Source organism: Micromonospora sp. WMMD737 (assembly GCF_049179055.1).
Lineage (GTDB): Bacteria > Actinomycetota > Actinomycetes > Mycobacteriales > Micromonosporaceae > Micromonospora > Micromonospora reichwaldensis.
Map to the genome: position 1 here is coordinate 1,560,345 of NZ_JBMHMH010000001.1, position 22,079 is coordinate 1,582,423.

The following is a 22,079-nucleotide window of genomic DNA, read 5'->3' on the forward strand; positions in this document are numbered from 1 at the left end:
GGGGATGATTCGGTCGACCGTCCACGCCGCGACGGCCGACGACGGGGAGGACCGGAATGGCGACGACACACCGACCACCGACCCTGGAGGACGTCGCCCAGGCGGCGGGCGTCTCCCGGGCCACCGCCTCAAGGGTGCTCGCCGGCACCGGCTACGCCTCCCCCGCCGCCCGCGAGCGGGTGAACGTCGCCGCCGACCGGCTCGGCTACGCGCCGAACCCGGCCGCCCGCGCGCTCGTCCAGGGCACCGGGTTCCGGCTGGTGGTGGCGGTGACCGGCACCGCCGCGACGGTCCTCGACGACCCGTACGTCCACCGGGTGCTCGGCGCGTGCGCCCGGGTCTGCGCGCCGCACGGGCTGGGGGTGGCGCTGCACTGGCTGCCCACCCGGTCGCCGGGCGAGGTGCGCAGACTGGCCGGGGACCGTAGCGTCGGCGGGGTCGTCCTGATCAACACCACCGAGGGGGTGCTGGACGCGATCCCGGCGCGGCTGCGCGGTCGGGTGGCCTCGATCGGCATCGGCTCCGCCCTCGTCCCGGCCTTCGACGTGGACAACGGCGGCGGCACCGAGGCCGTGGTCCGGCACCTGTACGCCACCGGGCGCCGCCGCATCGCCATGGTGACCGGGCCGCGCTGGCTGTCCTGCGCCGGCCGGTCGGTCGGCGCGTACCGGCGGATCGTGCGCGACGCCGCTCTGCCGGAGCGGCTGGTGCCGGGGGACTTCAGCGCGGACCGCGGCCGGGCGGCGGCCCGGGAGGTGCTGGAGCGCTGGCCGGACACCGACGCGATCGTCGGCAGCAGCGACGCGACCGCGCTCGGGGTGATCGACCGGCTGCGCGGCGACGGCGTCCAGGTGCCCGGGGACGTCGCGGTCACCGGCTTCGACGACATCCCGCTCGCCGCGATGACCACCCCCGCGCTGACCACGGCGACGCATCCGGTGACGCAGATCGCCACGGCGGCGGCGACGGCCGTGCTGGACGGGCGACCGGTGCCGTCGGCGACGATGTTCCCGTCCCGGCTGGTCCGCCGCGTCAGCGGATGAGCGGGCCCCCGGCCGCAACCGCGCCGGCGGGTCGCGCCGGTGCACGATCGCGTCGCTCGCCGACCGCGCCGTAGCGGGTGCGTCGCTCGCAGATCACGCCCGTGGCGGGACGCGCCGGTGGGATTGGGCGTCTGGCTGACGGGTAACCGCCGGCGCATGCCCGCCCAGGACGAGGAGCGGTGATCCGGTGACCGAGCCCGCGCCACCGCACCGGCAGCCGGAGGAGAACCCCCGGCACGGCCGGCTCGCCGCGCGTCCGGCGCCGCCGACCGCCCTGGCCGCCGCCGGGCTGGCGTCGCTGACCGACCCGCGGGGTGCCCCGCTGGCGACGGTGTACGCCCCCGAGCCGGTCGACGGGCCGCCGTACCGGCTGGTGCTGCTCCTGCACGGGGCCGGCGGCTCGGCCCGGCAGGGGCTGGACCTGCTGCTTCCGGAAGCCGACGCGCACCGGCTGCTGCTGGTCGCCCCGCAGGCGGTGGCGAGCAGCTGGGACCTGATCGGCGGCGAGGGCTTCGGGACGGACGTACGGCGCATCGACGGCCTGCTGGCCACAGCCTTCGCCGGCTACCCCGTGGCGCGGGTGGCGTTCGGCGGGTTCTCCGACGGCGCCTCGTACGCCCTCTCCCTGGGCCTGACCAACGGCGACCTGGTCGACGCGGTGCTGGCCTTCTCCCCCGGCTTCGCCGCGCCGCTGGTGACCCACGGCCGACCCCGGGTCTACGTCTCGCACGGCACGCGGGACCCCGTCCTGCCGGTGGACGTGTGCAGCCGTCGGCTGGTCCCCCGCCTGCGCTCGCTCGGCTACGACGTCACCTACGACGAGTTCCCGGGCCCCCACGAGATCCCCGCCCCCATCCGCACCCGCGCCACCACCTGGCTGACCACCTGACCCCATCCCCGCCCCCGCCCGCACTGCCGCTGCCGCTCCCGCTGGCGCTGCCCGCTGGCGCTGCCGATCATGCAGTTCTGGCGGGCGGTGTGGAGTGTTTTGCGGCATTCGCGAGGCACCACGACTGCATGATCGACGATGAGGCGACGGCGGGCGACGGGGCGACCCCGGGGAGCGGTGGGGACGGACGTGGATCGGGCGTGAGTCGCTCGGCGAGGTGGTGGTCGGGGTGCGGGTCGGGTCACGTCGATCGACGGTTCGGGCGTGACCGGTTGGGGAAAGTGACTCCGGCGGGACGATGAGGGGCAGGACACGGCGGCTGCTTGCGACCCGGAGACCGACGCGGGGACAGGGGGCCGGGACGTGGATTCCAAGCAGCGCGTGGCAGCCCCACTGGGCGACCGGGACGACCGGGGCGCCGCAGGACCGGCGGGCGCCGGGGCGTCCGCCGACGACCTCTTCGCCGACGACGACCCGACCAGCGCCGCGCACCGGGCCACCGACTGGGCCGCCACCGCCCTGGGCCCGGTGGAGACCTGGCCGCCGGAGCTGTACGCGGCGGTGCGCACGGTGTTGCCGTCGAAGATCCCGATGCTGCTGTGGTGGGGCACCGAGCTGGTGCAGATCTTCAACCACGCGTACACGCCGGTGCTCGGCGACAAGTACCCGGCCGCCATCGGCCAGCCGGGCGCGCAGTGCTGGGCGGAGGTCTGGGACGAGCTGGGCCCACTCACCGACCACGTGCTCGCCGGCCGCGGCGCCACCTACGCGCAGAACCAACTGCTCCTGCTCAACCGGCACGGCTACCTCGAGGAGACGTACTGGACCTTCTCCTACAGCCCCGTACGCGCCGGGCACGGCCGGGTTCCCGGCGTCTTCGTGGCCACCACGGACGTCACGGCCCGGGTGCTCGGTGACCGGCGGCTGGAGACGCTGCGCGAGCTGGGTTCGATCTCCATCGCGGCGGCGGACACCACCCGCGACGCCGTCCGGGCGGCGGCCCGCGTCCTCACCGGCAGCCCGGCCGACCTGCCCGCCGCGATGATCTACCTACGTCCCGGGGGCGTGACGCCGGACGACGGCAGCCACCGCACCGGCCCCGGGTCGGGCGGCAACCGGGAGTCCGACGACGAACTGGTCCTGGCCGCCTCGGTCGGCGTGCCCGAGGACGACGCCGCCGCAGCTCCCGGGTGGCTGCCGCAGATCGGCGAGGTGGCCCGCACCGGCCGCCCCGCGCGGGTCCGCGGAGTGGCCCTGCCCGGCGACCCCCGCGCCGGGGCGGGGGCGGTCGTCGGCGTGCCGGTGGACGAGGTGGTGGTGCTGCCCCTGCTGGCCACCGGGCAGACCCACCCGGTCGGCGTGCTGGTCGTCGGCATCAGCCCCTTCCGCGAGTTGGACGAGGCGTACCGCGGCTTCCTCGACCTGGTGGCCAGCCGGGTCTCGACGGCGCTGGGCGACGTGCTGGCGTACGAGGCACAGCGGCGTCGCGCCGCCGCGCTGGCCGAGCTGGACGCGGCGAAGACGGAGTTCTTCACCGACGTCAGCCACGAGCTGCGCACCCCGCTGACGCTGATCGCCGGGCCGGTCCGGGAGAGCCTCGCCGACCGGCGCGAGCCGCTCCCCGCCGGCCAGCGTGAACGCCTGGAGCTGGTGCACCGCAACACCGGCCGGCTGCGCAAGCTGGTCGACGACATGCTCGACTTCGCCCGCCTGGAGGGCGGCCGGCTGGATCCCGAGCGGGTGGAGACCGACCTGCCGGCGCTCACCGCCGGGGTCGCCGAGTCGTTCGCGTACGCGATGCGCCAGGCCGAGCTGACCTACCGCGTCGAGGTCGAGGCGCTGCCGCGCACCGCGTACGTGGACCGCGACATGTGGGAGAAGGTGGTCGTCAACCTGCTCTCCAACGCCCTGAAGTACACCCTGGCCGGCGCGGTGCGGCTGCGGCTGCGGGGCGACGACGCGCACGTCACGCTGACCGTCGACGACACCGGCGTCGGCGTCCCCGCCGACCAGCAGCCGCTGCTGTTCCACCGCTTCCACCGCGTACGCGGCGCCGGCGGCCGGTCGCACGAGGGCACCGGCATCGGGTTGGCGCTGGTGCAGGAGATGGTCCACCTGCACGGCGGCGAGGTCAGCGTGCGCTCGGTCGAGGGCGAGGGCTCGACGTTCACCGTCCGCCTGCCGTACGGCCGGCCCACCGCCTCGGCCACTGCCCGCGAGCGGGCCCACGAGACGTACGTCGCCGAGGCCCTGCACTGGCTGCCGGAGGCCGCGCCCGCCCAGGCGGACGCCACCGACGACGACGCCCGGGACGCCGCGACGGTGCTGGTGGTGGACGACAACGCCGACCTGCGCGCGTTCCTCGCGAGCCTGCTCGCACCCCACCACCGGGTGGTCGTCGCGGCCGACGGCCGGGAGGCCCTCGACCGGATCGCCGAGCGGGTGCCCGATCTGGTGCTGACCGACGTGATGATGCCCCGCCTGGACGGCTTCGGACTGGTCCGGGCGCTGCGCGCCGACCGGCGTACCGCCGGGCTGCCGATCATCGTGCTCTCCGCGCGCGCCGGTGAGGAGGCCGCGGTGGAGGGGTTGCGGACCGGGGCCGACGACTACCTGGCCAAGCCCTTCTCCTCGGAGGAGCTGCTGGCCCGGGTGGGCGCGCACCTGGAGCTGGCCCGGTTGCGCAACGAGGAGGCGACCTGGCGGGCGGCCCTGATCGAGTCGTTGCAGGACGCGTTCGCCGTGGTCGACGCCGACGGCGCTCTGGTCGAGGCGAACGAGGCGTTCTGCCGTCTGGTCGGCGCCACCCAGCTGGCGGCGCCGGTCGCGCCGCCGCACCCGTGGTGGCCGGAGGCCGACGCCGCGCCCGCCGACCGGCGCCTGCTGATCGACGTGCTGCGCAGCGCGCGGGGCTCCGGCCGGGGCCGGGTCACCCTGCCGCTGCGGCACGCCGACGGGCACCGGATCTGGGCCGAGGCGGTCTACAACTCGCTGCGGGAGCCGCGTACCGGCCGCCGCCTCTGGGTCGCCACCCTGCGCGACGTGACCGCCGACGTCCGCGCCGCCGCCCGGCAGTCCGCCCTGGCCGCTCTCTCCGGCCGGCTCGCCCGTGCCACCGACGTGGCCGAGGTGCTCGACGCCGGCCTGTCCGAGCTGCGCACCCTGCTGGACGGCGCCCGCGGCCTGGCGGTCTGCGCCGACGCCGCCGGCACGCCGTTCGCGGTGAGCCAGGGCCTGACGCTGACCGGGCAGGTGCAGCGGGCGCTCGACGGGCTGCCCACCGAGGGCGAGCCGCTGCTGGTCGTCGACGACGCGGGTCGGGCGACCGCGCTCGGGGCACGCGTCGAGCCGGGAGGGGCGCCCGGCGGGGTGTGGCTGGAGCTGGACCCGCCCCGGTCGGTGCAGACGGTGGACCGGCCGCTCGTACGACAGCTCTGCGCGGCGCTGGCCCAGGCGCTGGTCCGCGCGCGGGCCTTCGAGACGCAGCGGACGGTGGCCCTGGCCATGCAGCGGGCGATGCTCGGCCCGGTCGATCTGCCGGCCGGGTTCGCGACCCGCTACCAGCCGGCGGTGGCGCCGCTCGAGGTGGGCGGCGACTGGTACGACGTGGTCCAGCTTCCCGGCGACCTCGTCGGCGTGGTGGTGGGCGACGTGGTGGGGCGGGGCCTGCCCGCCGCCACCGTGATGGGGCAGCTGCGCAGCGCCTCGCGCGCCCTGCTCCTGCAGGCCAAGAGCCCCGCCGAGGTGCTGTCCGCGCTTGACGACTTCGCCCGGATGGTGCCCGGCGGCGCCTGCACCACCGTCTTCTGCGCCATCATCGACCGCTCGCTGGGCGTGCTCCGCTACTCCTCGGCGGGCCACCCGCCGGGCATCCTGGTGCATCCGGACGGCTCCGCCGAACTGCTGACCCGCGCCGGTTCGGTGCCGCTGGCCAGCGTCACGGTGCCCCGCCGGCCGGAGGCCGGGGCGCGGCTGCAAGCCGGTTCGACGCTGCTGCTCTACACGGACGGGCTGATCGAGCGGCGCCGCGAACTGATCGACGCCGGCATCTCCCGGGCGGTCGCCGCGCTCACCCAGGGCCGCGAGCTGCCCGAGGGCGCGCTGGCCGACCGGATGGTCCGGGACCTGCTGCCCGACACCCGCAACGACGACGTGGCGGTGCTGGTCTACCGGCATCGTGAGCCGGCGGTCTTCGCTGCGGCGCTGACCGCCGACGCCGGGCAGCTCGCGCCGACGCGGGAGGCGCTGCGCGAGTGGCTCACCGGCCTCGGCATCGGCCAGGCCGACGTCGACGCGGTGCTGATCGCGGCCGGCGAGGCGTGCGCCAACGCGATCGAGCACGGCTACCGCTTCGCCCCGGACGCGTCGGTCACCGTCCGGGGGCGGCTGCGCGCCGACCGGCTGGAGATGGTGGTCAGCGACACCGGCGGGTGGCGGGACGCGGGCCCCGACGACAGCGAGCGCGGCCGTGGCCGGCTGATCATGACCCGGTTGATGGACGAGGCCACCGTCGCCGGCAGCGCCGACGGCACCACCGTACGCCTGGTCAAGCGCGTCTCCGGCACCTGACGGGCTGCCCCTGGCCGGACGCCGCGGTGGCGTTCGGCCGGGGGTGCCGGCGTCGGGTGGCCGACGGCAGGGACCCCCGGCAGGGTGAAGATCGGCTATAAGTGGCGGATGGAGTTTCCCGCCTACCTGGCCACCATGCCGATGCACGCGATCACCGAGATCCACGGCGAGCCCGGCCTGCTGGCCCGGTTCCGGCTGGAGCTGCGCGCGTTCGACGAGGCCGCCCGGGAACGACTCACCGAGGCCCTGGACCTGGCCGCCGAGTTGCACCGCGACGACCGGCGGGTACGCGAGCCCTACCTGAACCACCTGCTGCGGGTGGCGATCCGGATGATGCACCACTACCAGGTCCGCGACGTCGACGTGATCGTCGCCGGCCTGCTGCACGACGCGGTGGAGGACCACCCCGCCGAGCTGGCCGGGGCGCACGACGGCGAGGACGCCACCGCCGCCGCCCTGGCGGTGCTCGCGGCGCGGTTCGGGCCGCGGGTGGCCCGCCTGGTCGGCGCGGTCACCAATCCGGCGTACGACCCGGGGCGCGACAAGCACGTCCAGTACCGGGAGCACGTGGCGGCCAGCCTCGACCGGGAGCCGTGGGCGCGGGTCATCAAGATCTCCGACTTCACGGACAACGGGGTGGGCGTCATCCACACCGTCGGCCCGAAGGTGACCTCGTCGGCCCGCAAGTACCGGCCGCTCGTGCCGGTCTACCGGGACCTCGTCACCCGGCCGGACACTCCCCTGTCGGCGCCGGTCAAGGAGCACATCCTCGGCCAACTCGACCTCGCCGAGGAGCGCTTCAGCGCCATCCTCGACGAACCACCCCACCCGAACTGACGCCCGTCGGCCTGGTCGACTGACGCTCAACCCCGGATATGGATCAGGCCGCCTTGTAGACGGTGTCGAGGTGCCATTCCAGGAACTCCGAATTCGGTCGGTCGGCCCGGCGATCTGGAACAGCTATCTGCTCGCCCGCCTTGGCATAGAACTGGTCGCCGTTGCCGAACTCGCTACGAAGTCGAGGGCTGACCACGAGCCGATACTTGGGATCCACGCCCAGGTAGCCCTTGTCGAAGAGGATGTGCACGTCCGACTTCAGGAGCAGGCCGTTGTCCAGGCGATGCTCACCGCCCTTCGGCAACGGTCGGATGTGCGCAGCCTGCAACACCGGCTGGACCCTGTTGCCGGTGATTGCGCAGCGTCGGCCGTACGCGCCGAGCACCACGGCCTTGAACGACTGCTGGCCCAGCCGCTGTGGCATCAGCCGTGGATCTCCGTAGACCGGGCCGGGCCGATGCCAGGGTTCACTCAGGTCGAGTTCGACAGTCGTGCCGATCAGGCGATGGATCAGCAGTTCGAAGTAGTCGCCCCAGGCGGCGTCCGCAAGGTCGTACGTCTTGCCCTGCACCACGTTCGACTTGAACTCCGGCGGCGGGCCGACGGTGGATTCGTTCGGAAAGAAGTTGGCGTCACGCACGAAGATGCAGCCGATGACGGGATCCTCGTCGGGTGCGATCGGCTGCCTGCGGTAGCGGCCGACGCTGCGGCGCATCTCGTCGATGCTCGCCGCGCCGTTGGCCTCCCCGAAAAGCTCCCATGCCTCCGAGATTCGCAGCTGAGTGAAGCCGCTGAAGAAGCCACCACCGATGACGCGGTTCAGAGGATGGTGTGCTTTGAAGAAGAACGGCTCGCCTGCGGTGAGCGCGCGGAAACCGCCGCCCGAAGGCCGCCAGAAGTTGACCTCGTTCAACTCGGGACGGGCGGCCAGGAAGCGGTACCACTTCTCGTCCGTGACCCCCACGAAGGCCTTCACGCCGACAAGCGTGCCGTCACGTCGATCTCCGCGCCACCCCCCGAACAGCCGACGCCTCCACAAGTGGCACAGCCCATCTGTCTACGGCGTCTGCCGTGACGCCCTGCTCGCCCGGATCTCGTCCAGCCTCGCTCCGAGCACCTCGGCCTGGGCGACCGAGCCGCCACGGACGCTGAGGCCGCCACGGGCCACCCGGTAGAAGGCGTCCCGCGCCTCGTTGGCCCGGTGCAGCAGGTCGTCGAGGTCATTGTCGTTCCCCCGAGTGAGCCCGCGGGCCACCCGCTCGATCTCCCACACGGCGTTCCGCCACTCACGTGCCGCCGACACGGTCGAGGCGTCCCCGAGCAGCAGGACGCTCTCCCAGGCCAACGTGTGCCGGACGTCCGCGTCGGCCAGGCGGGTGAGGCCTTCCTCCCGGTCCATCCGGTGCCCGCGCGAGTGAGGTCGCTCATCCACGAGCATGCGCCCGGCGACGGCGTGGATTTCCTTGATCACCCGCGCGAACTCGACGTACGCGTCGAACCGCCGGTCGTCCCAGCGAACGGATTGGTTCCGCTTCCACCGGCTGCGATCGGCGAGCGAGGTGGCGACGATCGTGCCGATGGTACCGACCAGCACGCCGATGAGGGCGGGCAACTGCGTGACGATGCTTCCCATGGCTGGAGCCTGCCAGTCAGCGGCAAGCGGACTCGTCGGCCCGCTACCTACGGCTCCCGCATCCAGGTCTTCGGGTCGGTGATGAAGATGCCCTTGCCCTGATGCCGGCGAATGACGCGCAGCGCTTCAAGCCGCACGTAGACCATCTGGATGGTGGACGTGCCGACCCGGTAGTCCGTCGCCATCTGCGCGATCGGCGGCAGCTTGTCCTCCGGCTTGAGCCTCTTGGCCCTGACACCGGCGACGATGTCGTCGGCGATGCGGATGTAATCGGGTGTGGTAGGCATGGCGCTCCTTGCGTGGCTCGCCAATTCGATCACGAACCGCCCACGCGCGACAACAACCAGTGGTTGACATACACGAGTAAGTCGTTAGTGTTGGCGACGGGCCGCTCCTCGCGTGGCAACGAGTTCGGCTCATCCCCCCTGGTCGGGGCCGGTGTCCGTGCCCGTTCCGGCCCTGACCGGCTGCTCTGCTGTCGTACCGCCGAATCGGGCTGCGGCGGCCGAGCGGGCGGGTCGTCCGCAGCCCCCACGCGGACGGCCCGCCCTTCCAGACCCACCGCGCGGAGCCTCCGCGCTCCCGCCTGCCCTGGAGAGGATCGTCGTGGCTCAGGTGTACCGAGGCGCTCAGCCTCATCCCGCCGGCTACCCGGGCCGGTTGACGCCCCACGAGGTGCGGACCCGCGAGTTCGCCGCGCGCCGACGCGGCGTCGACCAGGTGGAGGTACGCGAGTTCCAGGCCCGGGTCGCCGACGAGCTGGCCATGCTCAACGAGACGGTACGGCTGCTCACCCAGGAGAACGACCGGATCAGGCGGGCGCTGCGCGACTGGCAGACCATGCACGCGCGGGAGTGCCGGCCGCCGGAGGAGCACCACCGCAACTCCGGTCACTGGTGACCGCGCGGCCCTCCCCCGGCGACCTGCTGATCGTCGATGGCCGGGCCTCGGTGCAGTTCGCCGGGGACCGCACCCTGACCTTCCGCGTCGTCTCGGTCTGCGACCAACCGACGTACGCCGGCTGGATCTGGCTGACCGGCTACGTCCTGAACCGGCGCGGCGAGGCGACCGACAAGCGTGAGATATACGTCCAACTCGACGGCCTCCGACCCATCGCCGGCCCGGTTTTGATCGTCGGCACGACCGTTGCGTGCAGGTAGGGAACGCTGGTCAGCCGCCCCCGGTGGTAGGTCAACCGCAGGAGGAGGGGTGGGTTGAAGAAGGCGACGAGCGTGTCGACGCCGGCGATTCTCCCCCACTCAGGGTGCGGTGCGATATGACGACGGCCCACGATCGCGGTGAGCGACATTCGATCTTCGCCATTCAACCAGGATTCGATGTGAGAATCCCATAAGGCCGCGACGCGCTGCCGCGCGAAGGTCGTAAGACAAAAGTGAGCGACGCGTGACTGGTCAGACCAGCACGCAACGCGAAGAATCAACCTCGTGACCGAACCCTTGCGCCAATTGGCTCAGCGGCCCGGCCCGACCCCCTGGCGCAGTCCGACACCACAGGTGGCGAATCTCTGCGGCGTACCTTCTCGACAGTCGCCGCCTGCTCGAGACACTCAAGGCCAGGGGTGTGAAGATCGGGATCGCGACGAGCATCCGCAGAGGCGACCTTCAGGTGGCCCAGGTCTTTCCCACGTCGGGGGCAGACGCCCCGATACGCCTCACGCCAGAGCAGACCGCGCTGTTGTCGCTGTTCACGTAGGCCTTTCTGCCCGCTGCCACCGCTCTTCGGCCGGACGGCCACAGGCTGCGCCGGTAAGAGATCGTGGCGACCGGAGCGGACTGTCGTGATGCCGACAACGCGGGTCGCAACGAGATCAGCTTCGACACACCCCCTACACAAGCAATAGACGGCTTCCCATTGGAAACGACGGCTTCCAGAAGTAGTGGACCAATATCGGGAAGGCGTAGCCTGTCCTTGACAAGCATATTCTCGTTGGCATACTGGGCGTTGCCCGTTTCCCGGTGTGCGCCATCACGACAGATGCGGTGATCCATGGACGACCTGTCGGCAGCAGGCCTGGCCGCCGCAGCGAGCGCGGCTCTGATCCAGGCCATGGCCTCGGACGTGTGGCTCAATGTGAAGGAACACGCGGCACGCATTCTCGGTCGCGACGGGACGGAGTCGGTGGCCCGCGCGGACCGGGTCCTGGAGGATTCGCGCGAACGGATGTTGGCCGCATCACCGGACCGCAGGGATACGGCGTCCGCCCTGGAGGCCGCCCGGTGGGAGGGCCGATTGCAAGCCCGGCTGGAGGAGGATCCGGGCTTCGCCGTCGCGGTACGGGACCTGGTCGCCGCAGTTCGGGCGGCCGGCGGAGGCGTCGACCTGTCGACCGCCGTGCAGCAGAATGTGACCGCCGGCCGGGATTCGTACACCGCAGGCCGCGATCTCACCGTGGGCCGCCCCGACCGGGCGCCATGAGTGACGCGTGACCGTGCCCCAGCAGGATGTCAGCGCACGGCGCGACGGCTATGTCGCAGGCCGGGACCTGCACCTGCACGTGACGGGGCAGCAGCTCAGCCTCTATCCGGAGGAACGCTTTGCCGCGCCGCTGACCTATGATCGCGAACGGCCGATCTTCCTGCAGTACCTGAATCCGGAGATCCGGTCCTGTTACGGCCGCCCACCGACGGCCCGTTTCACCGAGGCGGATCTGTCCCAGGCGCTGCACGCGACGCGGCTGGCCGTGCTCGCCACCGACGAGGAACTGATCCTTCCCGCGTCGTACCTGTTCGAGGTGCCGAGCCTGTCGGTCTTCCTCACCCGGATCAGGCCACTCGTGGTTCGGGGCGTGGTCCACTACTCCTCGCACATCGCCGACCTCGACTCCTACGTGGAGCACAAGGCCGTCGAATACCGCCGCGACGCCCGCAATCCCTACGAGCTGACCCCGCACCGCAGTCTCACCGACGGCCTCGTCTGGCGGCCCCGCTACGCGCAGAACACCGCCACCGACATCGGCCAGAGCTGGGGCACCGCCCTACAGCCGGACGGCGAGTTGGCCACGACGCTCGCCAGCATCGCCGGGCGCTGGCCCCCGTTGGCCGGTGACGTCGAGACGCACCTGCATGAGGTGCCCGATCGACTCGACGGGCAGGCCTTCATCAGCCGGTTCGTCCGGGCCACGGTGCCGGTGACACTGGGGGCCGAGGAACGGACCAGGATCGACATGTTCCTGTCCCGCGAATACCTCGCCAGCTACCTGTGCGACCTCGACGCCGCCATCGTCGCCGACTTCGACTTCGGCGACTTCTCCTGCGGGGTCCGCCAGATGCGGACGTCGCTCGCGGACCGCGTGCTGTCCGCCCGCTCGTTCGACCTCGGCCTGCGATGGCTCGGCATCCACGGCTTCGTCCACCGCAGCGCCCGCTGGCCCGATCTGCTCTCCCTGCGCTCGACTCCCGAATTCGGCACGGTCGCCACCGCCACACAGCATCCGGTGCTCCGCGCCCGGCTCCGCGAGGCGGTGATCCGGGGGCGGAAGCGCATCAGGTTCCAGAACGCGGCGACCGTCCAGGAGGCGTTGACCGTGGTGGCCGTCGTCGCCAACAGGCTCGATGTCACGTTGAACCACACAGATCCCGACCGAAGGGCACGATGATGCTGATCTCCGTCTACTGTTCCGGATCGATCGTCAAGGGCGCTGGTGATCAGCAGCGTCTCTGCTGGACGGATGTGGAGCGGGGGGAGGTCGCGGGCGGGGCGGCTCCCTGCGGCGTCGTCTTCCTCAATCCGGACGACCCCATTCCGGACGCGGGCAACACGTTGGGCCAGTTCGGCCGGGACATGTACCAGGTGATGGTGGCGACGGCGGTCGTCGTCGACGCGCGGGTACGCCGCGGCATCGGCATCGGCGTCGAGATGGCGGCAGCGGTCACGCTGGGAACGCCCGTGATCGTGGTTGCTCCCCGCAATTCGCAGTACCGCAGTGACGTCCTGGAATATCGCGGGGTGCGGGTGACCGACTACGTGCACCCGCACGTGGCGGCGCTCGCCACCAAGGTGGTCGACGACTTCGCCGCCGCCGGTCGTGCCCTCGTGGCGTTGGCCGACCGACCCAGGGCGGCCCAACCGCGCCCTGCCTGGTTGTCCGCCGCACTGGACGAGTACGAGAACAACGTGCTCGGCATCGACGCACCGATGCTCGACGCGCTCCGAAGGATCAGGGCCGGCGCCGCGCGAGTGCGCAGCACGACGGCATGATCGCCGACACGGGGTCCAGTACCGTCGAGCCGATCGGTGGCAGGACGGGGGTGACGGGACTCCACCTGGTGCACAACCGCCACCTGGAAACGCTGCTGTTCAACCGCAACCTGACGGACCTGCCGTTCCGGCGCGCGTGCCTCGCCAGCAGCCGCGAGTTTCTCCGGCACATCCGGGACGAACTCGACGGCGCCGATCTCGCCGAGCTGATCATCCTGAGCAAGGGCCTGGTCTACCAACTCGCGGAGGCGGTCGCCGCCGAGGCGGGCCGGAACCTGCCGGCGAACCTGGTCTCCACGAGCAGGGTAGCCGTCGCCTCCGACGACGCCACGGTCGAGGTGTCCTACGCGCGGTTCGACGCCGGCGGCTCGACGCTGCTGATCGGCGACACCGTCGCCTCCGGCGCGACGATCGTGGCGGCGCTGCGGGAGTACCGGCGATTCCACCCGGTCCGCCGCCTGTACGTGCTGTCGTACGCCGGTGCCCTGCACGGTGCGGCCCGCGTTGCCGACTACTGCGCCGGCAGCGGGATCGAGTGCACCATGCTCTTCGGCCTGGCCGCGTTCGGGCTCGCCGAGAACGGGTTCGACCTGTCCTTCCTGCACCCCGCGACGATCACCAGGGACGCCTACCGCGAGCGGGCCCGACGGCAGTTCGCCGGCAAGCCCGTCTCGGCCGTCGGGTGGGACTTCGGCTCGCAGGCCATGGCACCGGAGAAGTACCGCCAGCTCTGCTGGGTCGAGGCCGGCCTGTGGGACCTGCGGGGCTCACCGGCTCTCGCCGTGGCCCGCGAGCCGGAAGACATGGCAGCCCTCGCGCACGAGGCTCCCGCGTACGCGGGCCTCACGTTCCAGGCTCCGGGCAACGACGCGGTCCGAGCCGCCGAGGCCATGGCGGACGCTCGTGCGCCACGCGGTGACTGCGCTGCGGTGAGCGTTGACGACCCGGGCGTCCGGTAGGGCGATCCAATCGTTGTCACCCACCCGCACGACCCCGCCATCCAGTTTGGGCAGCAGAGCGGGATCCTCCATCGGGCAGAGCAGCCACGTGACGGTGGCGGCACCGCTGGCCGCCGAGTTGCCGGACGACGGGTACGGCACGATGATCCGCGAGGCGATCGCACGGGTGGGCGCGCTGCTCGACGCCGGGTCCCGGGAACCTCTCGCCGCACCGTGACACCCGCCGGCGTGAGTTCGGCACCTTGAACGGGCTCCAGTCCGGCAGCTTGACAAGCATCGGTCACGTGGAGAATGGACGTCAGGTGACAGGCCTCGATCGGCGCGATTGGCTGCCCTTGTGGTGGCCTCGACGCTGGTTGCCACCGGGGGTCGCATCAGCTCGTACCACCGCGTAGGGGGTGCTGACAATGAACCGCCTTGTTCGACCGCTGGTCGCAGGCGCCGCCATGGTCGTGGTGGCTTCTGGCGGGTGGTTGGCCTATGACTCGCTGCGCCCGGGCGAAACGCACTCGGTGCACTCGTCCTACGCGTTCGACGTCAAGGATGAGACGAAGGTGGCCGGTTTCGCCGACTACGTCGTCGTCGCGACGGTGGACCGTGTCGTCGAGGTGCAGGAGCGCGACGACACGCCCTACACCGTCTTCGAGGTGACCGTGGACAAGTCCCTCAAGGGCGAGCCGGTCAAGACGCTGCGGGTGGTCCAGCTTGGTGGAACCCTCGGCAAGGACACCTGGCGGGTGGAAGGCGAGCCGCTGCTGCGGCCCGGCACGACCTACGTGCTGGCGGCGAAGACGGAGCGGGGGCGCGAGACACATCAACTGGTGGGCGGGGCGGACTTCCCGGTCGTCGACCGGGCCGCGGCCCGTGCCGGGGGGTCGGGCCCGGTGGCCGAGTGGCAGGACAGCGTCGCTCGCCAGCGGTGGCCCGAGGAACTACCGAAGAAGTCCTGACCGCCGTACTTCGACCGGGCACCCCTGGCCTGCCGCTCCCAGGCCCCTCACGACGAACAGCGGCGTCGGGACAATTCGTCCCGACGCCGCCGCGTCTCATCACCGCACAGAGCCGGCCCCTTCAGACCCCGCACCGGAGCCTGCGTCCCGCAGGTGCTGCCGAGGGAAGCTGGCCAAGTGGTGCCCGTTCAAGCGGCCGAGAACACGTCGGCGCGCCCCCGTCAGCTCGGGACGTCGCGGCGGCGGAAGCCGGCCGTCCCGGCCGCCAGCAGGAGCGCCGCCACCCCCGTCAGCACGACCAGCGGCAGCGCCGCCGGGTCGACCGCCGGGGCCGACGGCACGTGGGTGTACGGCGACAGGTTCAGCGCCGCCTGCGGCAGGTCGAGCACCGCGCCGAGCTGCCCGAGCAGCAGGAACACGATCAGCGCCGCCCAGGACAGCGCCACCGACCAGCGGGGCAGCAGGCCGAACAGCGCCGTCACCACCCCGGCGACCACCAGCAGGGCCGGCAGTCGTACCAGCGCCGCCCCGCCCAGCCCGACGGCCCGGCCGAGGGGGTCGCCGGCGACCAGACCGTAGCCGAGGCCGGTGGTGAGCCCGCCCAGCAGCACCAGGGCGAGCGCGCCGAGCGTCGCCGCGACCACCTGGGTGGTCAGCCAGCGGGTACGGCTGACCGCCGTGGCGAGCACCGCCTCCAGCAGCCCGTCGGCCTCGTCGTTGCGCGTGCGCAGCAGCGCCTGCACGACGTACGCCCCGATGGTCAGCGCGAACAGCCCCAGCATCGCCGCCAGGTACGCGTCGATGAGCTTCGCGCCGCCGCCCATCGCGCTGATGGCCTCGGCGGCGGCCGGGTTCTCCTCGATCATGGCGTTGAACTCGTCGCCGGCGATGCCCATCGAGAACCCGAGCACCGCCACGCCGACCGCCCAGCCGAGCAGCGCGCCGCGCTGCAACCGCCAGGCCAGCCCGGCGGGGCTGAGCAGCCCGGGTGCGGCCGTGGCCGGCCCGCGCCGGGGCGCGACGAGCCCGGCGCCGATGTCCCGCCGCTCGGCGAGGGCGTAGGCCGCCGCCACCCCGGCGACCAGCAGCGCGACGGGCAGCGCCAGCGTCCACCAGCGTTCGCCGCCGAAGGCGCGGACCTGGTTGCCCCAGCCGAGCGGCGAGAGCCAGGACGGCCAGGCGCTGACCACCCGCAGCCCGCCGTCGGCCTGCTCGCCCAGCACGTCACCGGCGGCGCGGAGCAGGAAGGAGATCCCGACGGCGGCGGCGGCGAGCGCGTTGGCGCCCCGGGAGGTGACGGACAGTTGGGCGGCGACGGCGGCGACGCCGGTGAACGCCAGGCCGACGCCGCCGATGGCGGCGGCCGCGGCGACCGACCCGGCGAGCGGCAGTCCGGCGCCGGCCAGCGCGGCGGCGAGCAGGGCGGTGGCGGCCACGTTCGCGGCGACGACCACCAGCAGCGCGGCGGTGAGCAGCGCGTACCGGCCGACGACGGAGGCGCCCAGCAGTTCCGCCCGGCCGGTCTCCTCGTTCTGCCGGGTGTGCCGGATGACCGCGAAGGTGCTCAGCAGCGCGGCGAGCAGGGCCAGCGTCACGTACGTCTCGGCGGTCACCACCGCGCCGAGGTCGGTGCCGGCGATCGGCCCGTTGAACGCGCGGGCGACCAGGCTGGACGCCGACGTGCTGGCGTAGCCGACCCGGGACGCCTCGTCCGGGTAGAACTCCTTGACGCTGCCGGCGAGGGCGTAGCCGAGCAGGGGCGTGCCGAGCACCCAGATCGCCAGCCGCAGCCGGTCGCGGCGCAGCACGAGGCGCGCGAGCCGCCCGGTGCCGGTGAACGCGCTCACCGGGCACCCGCCGGCCGGTCGGCGTCGGGGCGGTCACCGTCGGTCGGGCCCGCCGCCGGGGCGGACGCGCCGGCGGGGACGGCGGCGCGCTCGTCGCCGTAGTGGCGCAGGAACAGCTCCTCCAGGGTGGGCGGGGCGCTGGTCAGCGCGCGCACGCCGAAGCGCACCAGGTGCCCGAGCAGCTCGTCGAGGTGGGCGGGCTCGACCTCCAGATGGGTGCGACCGTCGACCTCGCGCACGTCGTGCACGCCGGGCAGGGCTGCCAGGCCGGTCGCCGGCCGCGCGGTCTCGACCGTCACGGCCGTACGGGTGAGGTGGCGCAGCTCGGTGAGGGTGCCGGACTCGACCGTGCGGCCCTCGCGGATGATGCTGACCCGGTCGCAGAGCGCCTCGACCTCGGCCAGCACGTGGCTGGAGAGCAGCACGGTGGCGCCGTCGCGCTTGAGTTGGCGGACCTCGTCCTGGAACACGGCCTCCATGAGCGGGTCGAGCCCGGAGGTCGGCTCGTCGAGCACGTAGAGCTCGACGGCGGAGGCGAAGGCGGCGACGATGGCGACCTTCTGCCGGTTGCCCTTGGAGTAGGTGCGGCACTTGCGCGTGGGATCGAGGTCGAAGCGCTCCAGCAGCTCGTCGCGGCGGCGCCGGTCGAGGCCGCCGCGCAGCTGGCCGAAGAGGTCGATCGCCTCGCCGCCGGAGAGGTTCGGCCACAGGTTCACGTCGCCGGGCACGTACGCGAGCCGCCGGTGCAGGGCGACCGCGTCGCGCCACGGGTCGGCGTCGAAGACCCGCACGTCGCCCGCGTCGCGGCGCAGCAGGCCGAGCAGGACGCGGATGGTGGTGGACTTGCCGGAGCCGTTGGGCCCGAGGAAGCCGTGCACCTCCCCCGCCGCGACCGTCAGGTCGAGCCCGTCGAGCGCGCGGACGCTGCCGAACGTCTTGACCAGGTTGCCGATGGAGATGACGGGCATGGGCCCTCCTGTCGCTGGCGGTGCCGACGACCACACTGTACTGACCGACGGTCAGTCGAATCAACAGGGCTGCCTGCCATCGGTCAGACGCCGCTAGGCTTGCCGCCATGACCGCCGAGGCGCCCGACGACACGCGTACCCGGATCCTGCGCGCCGCGCTCGACCTGTTCGCCGAGCACGGCTACCAGCGCACCCCGCTGCGCCAGATCGCCGAGCGGCTGCGGCTGACCAAGGCCGCGATCCTCTACCACTTCCCCACCAAGGAGCACCTGCTCACCGCCCTGGTCGAGCCGATGGTCGCCGATTTCGAGGCGCTGCTCGACGCGGCCGAGCAGGGGCCGGCCGAGCGGGCCCGGTGGACGGTGCTGGAAGGCTGGGTGGACATCGTCCTGGGCCACCGCCGACCGCTCGGCATGCTCTTCCACGACATCGCGCTCGTCGGCCGGGACGACACCTACCACCGCCTGATCCGGATCGCGATGCGTGCCAACGACCTGATCGCCGGGCCCGACGCGGGGCGCCGGGAGCGGGTCCGGGCGGTGCAGGCGGTCGCCGCGTGCAGCGACCCGGTCGTCTTCTTCGTCGACGTGCCGGACGCGGTGCTGCGGGCGGACATGCTGGACGGCGTGCGCCGCCTGCTCGGCGACCCGACCGACCCCGCTGGCGGCTCCGACCAGGCCGGCGGCGCGGGCACGGCGGGCGGCTCCGACCGAGCCGGCGGCGCAGGCACGGCGGGCGGCGAGAGCGCGGCCGGCGGCGCGTACACCCGCACGGCGGCGACCAGCGGCGGCGCGGGCACGGCGGCCGACGGCGGTGGCGGTGCGGGCACCCCGGCGGCCGGTGGGGTGACGAAGGGCCGGCGCCGGCCCGGGCGGCCTCGGGCGATGAGCGCGGAGCAGGTCGAGGCCGCCCGGCGGATGCACGCCCGGGGCGACCACTCGGCGGACGAGATCGCCGCCGCGCTCGGGGTCTCGCGGGCCACCGTCTACCGCCACCTCGACCTGGCCGTCACGGAATAATGAGACTGATTCTGCGACAGTTTTGAGAACGAGAGCCGACCCGATCAGCAGGAGGCACCCTCATCCGAGGGTGCCTCCTGCTGCGTTGATCCGATGGTGGGCGGACGGTCCAGTCCGGGCGCCGGGCATCCCGCCCTCATCGAGTTACGGGACGCCTCTCAGCGGGGAGCGCTGCCGAAGGCGCTGGAGAGGTACGCCCGGGAGTCGGCGATGGCACCCTCGATGATCCGGGCCGCCTCGCGGGCCTCCTCGGGCCGGTGCCCGGCCTGCACCTGAAGCCGGAACCGGGACGAGCCGGTCGGGGTCACCGGGAACTCGACCATGAATGCCAGCACCCCCCGGTCGAAGAGCAGGCGGTTCGCCGTCCGCGCCAGCTTCTCGTTGCCGATCAGTAGCGGCACGATCGGTGACGGCTCGCCCATGCAGGTCAGGCCCCGGCCGGTCAGCTCGTCGCGCAGGGCGTGGATCGCGGTGAAGAGCCGGGCCCGCAGCGCGTCCCCCTCGGCCGACCGGATGATCCTGGTGGCCTCCCGCACCACCGCGGTCTGCACCGGCGACAGCGCGTTGGAGAAGAAGTGCGAGCCGCCGAACATCTTGATGTACTGCTTCAACGCCGGTGAGTTGGATGCGACGAAGCCACCGTTGGAGCAGAACGTCTTGGAGAAGGCGCCCATCACGATGTCGACGCTGCCGAGCAGGTCCTGCATCCCCAGCACGCCCGTGCCGCCGGGCCCCATCGAGCCGAGGTCGTGGGCCACGTCGACCAGCAGCGTGGCGTCGTGTTCCCGGCAGACGCGTTGCAGGGTGACGAGGTCCGGCCAGTCCGCGTCCACCGAGAAGAGCCCGTCGGTGACCACGAGGATGCCGTTGCGGGTGTCGGTGGCCCGGATCTCGGTCAGGTGCCGGCGTACCGCCTCGACGTTGAGGTGCTCGTAGCGGACCACGTTCCGGGTGGCCGCCCGTGCCCCCTGCTGGAGGCAGGAGTGGGCCAGCCGGTCGATCAGGATGTGGTCGGACTGCCGGACCAGACCGACGACCGCGCCGAAGCCGGCCGCCCAGCCGGTCGCAAAGAGCGTCACGTGGTCGAGCCCGAGCAGGTCGCCGAGGGCAGCCTCCAGCTCGTCGGAGATGCGGGTGTTGCCGAGCACCATCGGCGAGCCGGCGCTGTGCGGCCCGTAGTCGTGCATCGCCCTGGCCGCCGCCTCCCGGATCGCCGGGTGGGTGTTGAACGACAGGTAGTCCTGCGAATTGAAGTTGATGCCGCGGGCGCGCCGGCCCAGGTCGTTGGTGATCTGGGCGACGCTGTCCGGTGCCGCCTCCAGCACCCGGGAGTACTGCCACGTCTGGGTGCGTCGACGGGCCTGCACCCAGCCGTAGAAGTCTTCGGTGCGGGTCAGCAGGTTGCGGCCGGCGGGCCGGTAGAAGTCGTACGCGTTCTTGTCCAGGGCGTACTCCTCGTCGGGGTCGACGGGGTTGCGCAGGTGAGCCGGCTCCCACATCTCGGTGAGGTCGGCGATGACCTGGGCCAGCTCGTCGTCGGCGCAGTCGAGCGACGCGAGGTCGTCCCACGGGATGTGGGTGGCCCAGTTGCGGGTCATCTCGGAGACCTCGGCCGCGGTACGCGTCATGGTCTCGAAGTCCCGGCAGTGTGCCGCCTTGAGGATGATCCCGATCAGTTCGCCGTCTTCACGCTGGTCCAGCTCGGTGGTCACGGTGTCATCTCCCTGGTGGATCATCAGGCGAAGAGGTTCTGCTGGTAGCTGCGGGAGGTCTCCGCGAAGTCCTCGAAGACCGCGTGGTCCGCGGAGGACTCCTTCGCGGCGTCGTTGAGCAGGAAGAGGTTGGAGGCCTGGAAGAACTCCGACACCGGCGCGACGTCGGCGTGGGTGGCGATGAACCGGTCGGTCTCCTGCTGGTTGCCCCGCAACGCGACGAACAGTTGCAACTCGTCGTGCCGGTACGGCCGCATCTCGGCGAGGGTGCAGACGTAGTCGTGGTAGGCGGCGGCGTTCTGGCTCCGGCGACGGTCCCCGTAGGCGGTCATCGCCTCGTCGATCGACGCGTCACCGCGGAGCCACCGGTCGAGTGCGGCGCTGACCAGCTCGGCGTCGCGGAAGGCGTGGGTGATGCCGATCGCGGTGCACTGGTCCTTGGCCGACTCGGCGTCACCGACGAGCACCCACCCGGGCCCGTGCAGTGGCCGGAGGAAGGCCGACTGGTCCAGGGTGCCGTAGATGCGTTCCTCCCTGGTCCCCTTGCTGCGCACCACGTCGCCCAGCTCCGGGCTGACGAAGTCCAGCGCCTTCTGGTAATTGCCCGGCACGTCACCGCGGAACTCCCGCGACCACTCGCTCGGCCCCCAGACCAGGACCATGTTCTGGTCGAAGTTGGTCGGCGCCACCGCGCAGGCCAACCGGCCGCGCCGGTGCAGTTGTGCGGGCCCAAGGTCGAAGCCGGACCAGTAGCTCCAGTAGGCGAACGTGCAGCGGGGCCGCTCGTCGTACTTCGGCAACGCGAGGGTGCGGGCGACGAACGAGTTCCGGCCGTCGGCACCGACCACGATCCGGGCCCGCTCCTCGACCAGCTCTCCGTCGGCCGCACGCCCCCGGATGCCGGTGACCTGCCCCTCCTCGACGATCAGCTCGCGAACGGTGAAGTTGGTCCGCACCTCGGCGCCGGCCTTGGCGGCCGCGCCGACCAGGATCTCGTCGAGCACCCGGCGCCGTACGGACGCGTAGCTCTGCACCACGCCCGAGTCGTCGCCGTGCAGGTCCCGGAAGTACTCGCGCAGCAGTTCGGGCGGCACCGAGCCGGTCAACGAGATGCCGTCGTTGACCACCTCGACCGTGGTGTGCGCCGGAGTGACCGCCAGGACCTCGTCCAGCAGTCCCCACCGGTTCAGGTAGGACATCCCGTGCGGCCAGAGGAAGTGCGTCGAGATGACGTCGCTGGGAAACGAGGAGCGGTCCACCACGAGCACCCGGTGTCCACGCTTGGCGAGCAACAGGGCGGTGGACGCACCCGAACAGCGGGCGCCGATGACGATCGCGTCGTACAACTGAATGATCCTTCGTTGATGTGGCGGTGGCGGCGCAGGTGGCGGCGGCGGAAGACCCACCCAGGAGCGGCCCCGGGGTCCGCGGATCG

20 protein-coding genes are annotated in these 22,079 nt (G+C 72.4%); 13 read left to right on the forward strand and 7 right to left on the reverse strand.

All coding sequences use genetic code 11. The annotated features are described in order from the left end of the window. The first annotated feature begins 56 nt into the window (after window positions 1–56). The 4 genes from ACN27A_RS06150 (at window position 57) to ACN27A_RS06165 (ending at window position 7,338) form a co-directional block, all read left to right on the forward strand. Window positions 57–1,043, forward strand: a complete 987-nt coding sequence (locus ACN27A_RS06150) for a LacI family DNA-binding transcriptional regulator (RefSeq protein ID WP_421450290.1) — start codon at window positions 57–59, stop codon at window positions 1,041–1,043. A 187-nt stretch (window positions 1,044–1,230) separates the two neighbouring features. Next, window positions 1,231–1,932 carry an alpha/beta hydrolase gene (locus ACN27A_RS06155; RefSeq protein ID WP_421450291.1) on the forward strand — a complete coding sequence of 234 codons (702 nt, stop codon included), beginning with the start codon at window positions 1,231–1,233 and terminating at the stop codon, window positions 1,930–1,932. Window positions 1,933–2,313: 381 nt separating this feature from the next. Then, on the forward strand, window positions 2,314–6,501 hold the full coding sequence (locus ACN27A_RS06160; RefSeq protein WP_421450292.1) for a SpoIIE family protein phosphatase: 4,188 nt from the start codon (window positions 2,314–2,316) through the stop codon (window positions 6,499–6,501). 108 nt (window positions 6,502–6,609) lie between these two features. Continuing rightward, window positions 6,610–7,338 (forward strand): HD domain-containing protein, encoded by a 729-nt coding sequence (locus ACN27A_RS06165; RefSeq protein ID WP_421450293.1) that lies wholly within the window; start codon window positions 6,610–6,612, stop codon window positions 7,336–7,338. Between the two features lie 43 nt (window positions 7,339–7,381). Here ACN27A_RS06165 and ACN27A_RS06170 read toward each other — a convergent pair whose 3' ends face one another. The 3 genes from ACN27A_RS06170 to ACN27A_RS06180 all read right to left on the reverse strand — a co-directional run bounded on the left by ACN27A_RS06170 (window position 7,382) and on the right by ACN27A_RS06180 (window position 9,258). Next, a complete protein-coding gene (locus ACN27A_RS06170; protein ID WP_421450294.1) occupies window positions 7,382–8,314 on the reverse strand; it encodes an HNH endonuclease in 933 nt (310 codons plus the stop codon). 81 nt (window positions 8,315–8,395) lie between these two features. Beyond that, the gene (locus ACN27A_RS06175) at window positions 8,396–8,971 is read right to left on the reverse strand and encodes a hypothetical protein (RefSeq protein WP_421450295.1); all 576 of its coding nucleotides are present in this window, start codon (window positions 8,969–8,971) and stop codon (window positions 8,396–8,398) included. Between the two features lie 47 nt (window positions 8,972–9,018). Further along, the gene (locus ACN27A_RS06180; RefSeq protein ID WP_421450296.1) at window positions 9,019–9,258 is read right to left on the reverse strand and encodes a winged helix-turn-helix domain-containing protein; all 240 of its coding nucleotides are present in this window, start codon (window positions 9,256–9,258) and stop codon (window positions 9,019–9,021) included. A 373-nt stretch (window positions 9,259–9,631) separates the two neighbouring features. Here ACN27A_RS06180 and ACN27A_RS06185 point away from each other — a divergent pair, with 373 nt between their 5' ends. From ACN27A_RS06185 to ACN27A_RS06220, 8 genes are all read left to right on the forward strand, one after another. Continuing rightward, on the forward strand, window positions 9,632–9,871 hold the full coding sequence (locus ACN27A_RS06185; RefSeq protein WP_421450297.1) for a DivIVA domain-containing protein: 240 nt from the start codon (window positions 9,632–9,634) through the stop codon (window positions 9,869–9,871). Next, window positions 9,868–10,131 carry a hypothetical protein gene (locus tag ACN27A_RS06190; protein WP_421450298.1) on the forward strand — a complete coding sequence of 88 codons (264 nt, stop codon included), beginning with the start codon at window positions 9,868–9,870 and terminating at the stop codon, window positions 10,129–10,131. The genes ACN27A_RS06185 and ACN27A_RS06190 overlap by 4 nt, the downstream gene beginning before the upstream one ends. Before the next feature lie 847 nt (window positions 10,132–10,978). Next, window positions 10,979–11,407, forward strand: a complete 429-nt coding sequence (locus ACN27A_RS06195) for a hypothetical protein (protein ID WP_421450299.1) — start codon at window positions 10,979–10,981, stop codon at window positions 11,405–11,407. Between the two features lie 7 nt (window positions 11,408–11,414). Beyond that, window positions 11,415–12,587 carry a hypothetical protein gene (locus tag ACN27A_RS06200; protein WP_421450300.1) on the forward strand — a complete coding sequence of 391 codons (1,173 nt, stop codon included), beginning with the start codon at window positions 11,415–11,417 and terminating at the stop codon, window positions 12,585–12,587. Further along, the gene (locus ACN27A_RS06205; RefSeq protein WP_421450301.1) at window positions 12,587–13,189 is read left to right on the forward strand and encodes a hypothetical protein; all 603 of its coding nucleotides are present in this window, start codon (window positions 12,587–12,589) and stop codon (window positions 13,187–13,189) included. The genes ACN27A_RS06200 and ACN27A_RS06205 overlap by 1 nt, the downstream gene beginning before the upstream one ends. Window positions 13,190–13,239: 50 nt before the next feature. Beyond that, on the forward strand, window positions 13,240–14,148 hold the full coding sequence (locus tag ACN27A_RS06210) for a hypothetical protein (protein ID WP_421450302.1): 909 nt from the start codon (window positions 13,240–13,242) through the stop codon (window positions 14,146–14,148). A gap of 88 nt (window positions 14,149–14,236) precedes the next feature. Continuing rightward, on the forward strand, window positions 14,237–14,365 hold the full coding sequence (locus ACN27A_RS06215; RefSeq protein WP_421450303.1) for a hypothetical protein: 129 nt from the start codon (window positions 14,237–14,239) through the stop codon (window positions 14,363–14,365). Between the two features lie 190 nt (window positions 14,366–14,555). Continuing rightward, window positions 14,556–15,098, forward strand: a complete 543-nt coding sequence (locus tag ACN27A_RS06220) for a hypothetical protein (protein WP_421450304.1) — start codon at window positions 14,556–14,558, stop codon at window positions 15,096–15,098. Window positions 15,099–15,319: 221 nt separating this feature from the next. Here the strand turns inward: ACN27A_RS06220 and ACN27A_RS06225 are convergent, their stop codons facing one another. Together ACN27A_RS06225 and ACN27A_RS06230 are read right to left on the reverse strand one after the other, a co-directional pair. Further along, entirely contained in the window at window positions 15,320–16,945 is a 1,626-nt protein-coding gene (locus ACN27A_RS06225) for an ABC transporter permease (RefSeq protein WP_421450305.1), read from the reverse strand. Further along, on the reverse strand, window positions 16,942–17,913 hold the full coding sequence (locus ACN27A_RS06230; RefSeq protein ID WP_421450306.1) for an ATP-binding cassette domain-containing protein: 972 nt from the start codon (window positions 17,911–17,913) through the stop codon (window positions 16,942–16,944). The genes ACN27A_RS06225 and ACN27A_RS06230 overlap by 4 nt, the downstream gene beginning before the upstream one ends. 107 nt (window positions 17,914–18,020) lie before the next feature. On the opposite strand from ACN27A_RS06230, the gene ACN27A_RS06235 reads away from it, so the two are divergent. Next, window positions 18,021–18,932: a TetR family transcriptional regulator gene (locus ACN27A_RS06235; RefSeq protein WP_421450307.1), complete on the forward strand. Its 912-nt coding sequence runs from the start codon at window positions 18,021–18,023 to the stop codon at window positions 18,930–18,932. 158 nt (window positions 18,933–19,090) lie between these two features. Here ACN27A_RS06235 and ACN27A_RS06240 read toward each other — a convergent pair whose 3' ends face one another. Together ACN27A_RS06240 and ACN27A_RS06245 are read right to left on the reverse strand one after the other, a co-directional pair. After that, window positions 19,091–20,644 carry an aminotransferase class I/II-fold pyridoxal phosphate-dependent enzyme gene (locus ACN27A_RS06240; protein ID WP_421450309.1) on the reverse strand — a complete coding sequence of 518 codons (1,554 nt, stop codon included), beginning with the start codon at window positions 20,642–20,644 and terminating at the stop codon, window positions 19,091–19,093. 23 nt (window positions 20,645–20,667) lie between these two features. Further along, window positions 20,668–21,996, reverse strand: a complete 1,329-nt coding sequence (locus ACN27A_RS06245) for an NAD(P)/FAD-dependent oxidoreductase (protein ID WP_421458383.1) — start codon at window positions 21,994–21,996, stop codon at window positions 20,668–20,670. Between the last annotated feature and the right edge of the window lie 83 nt (window positions 21,997–22,079).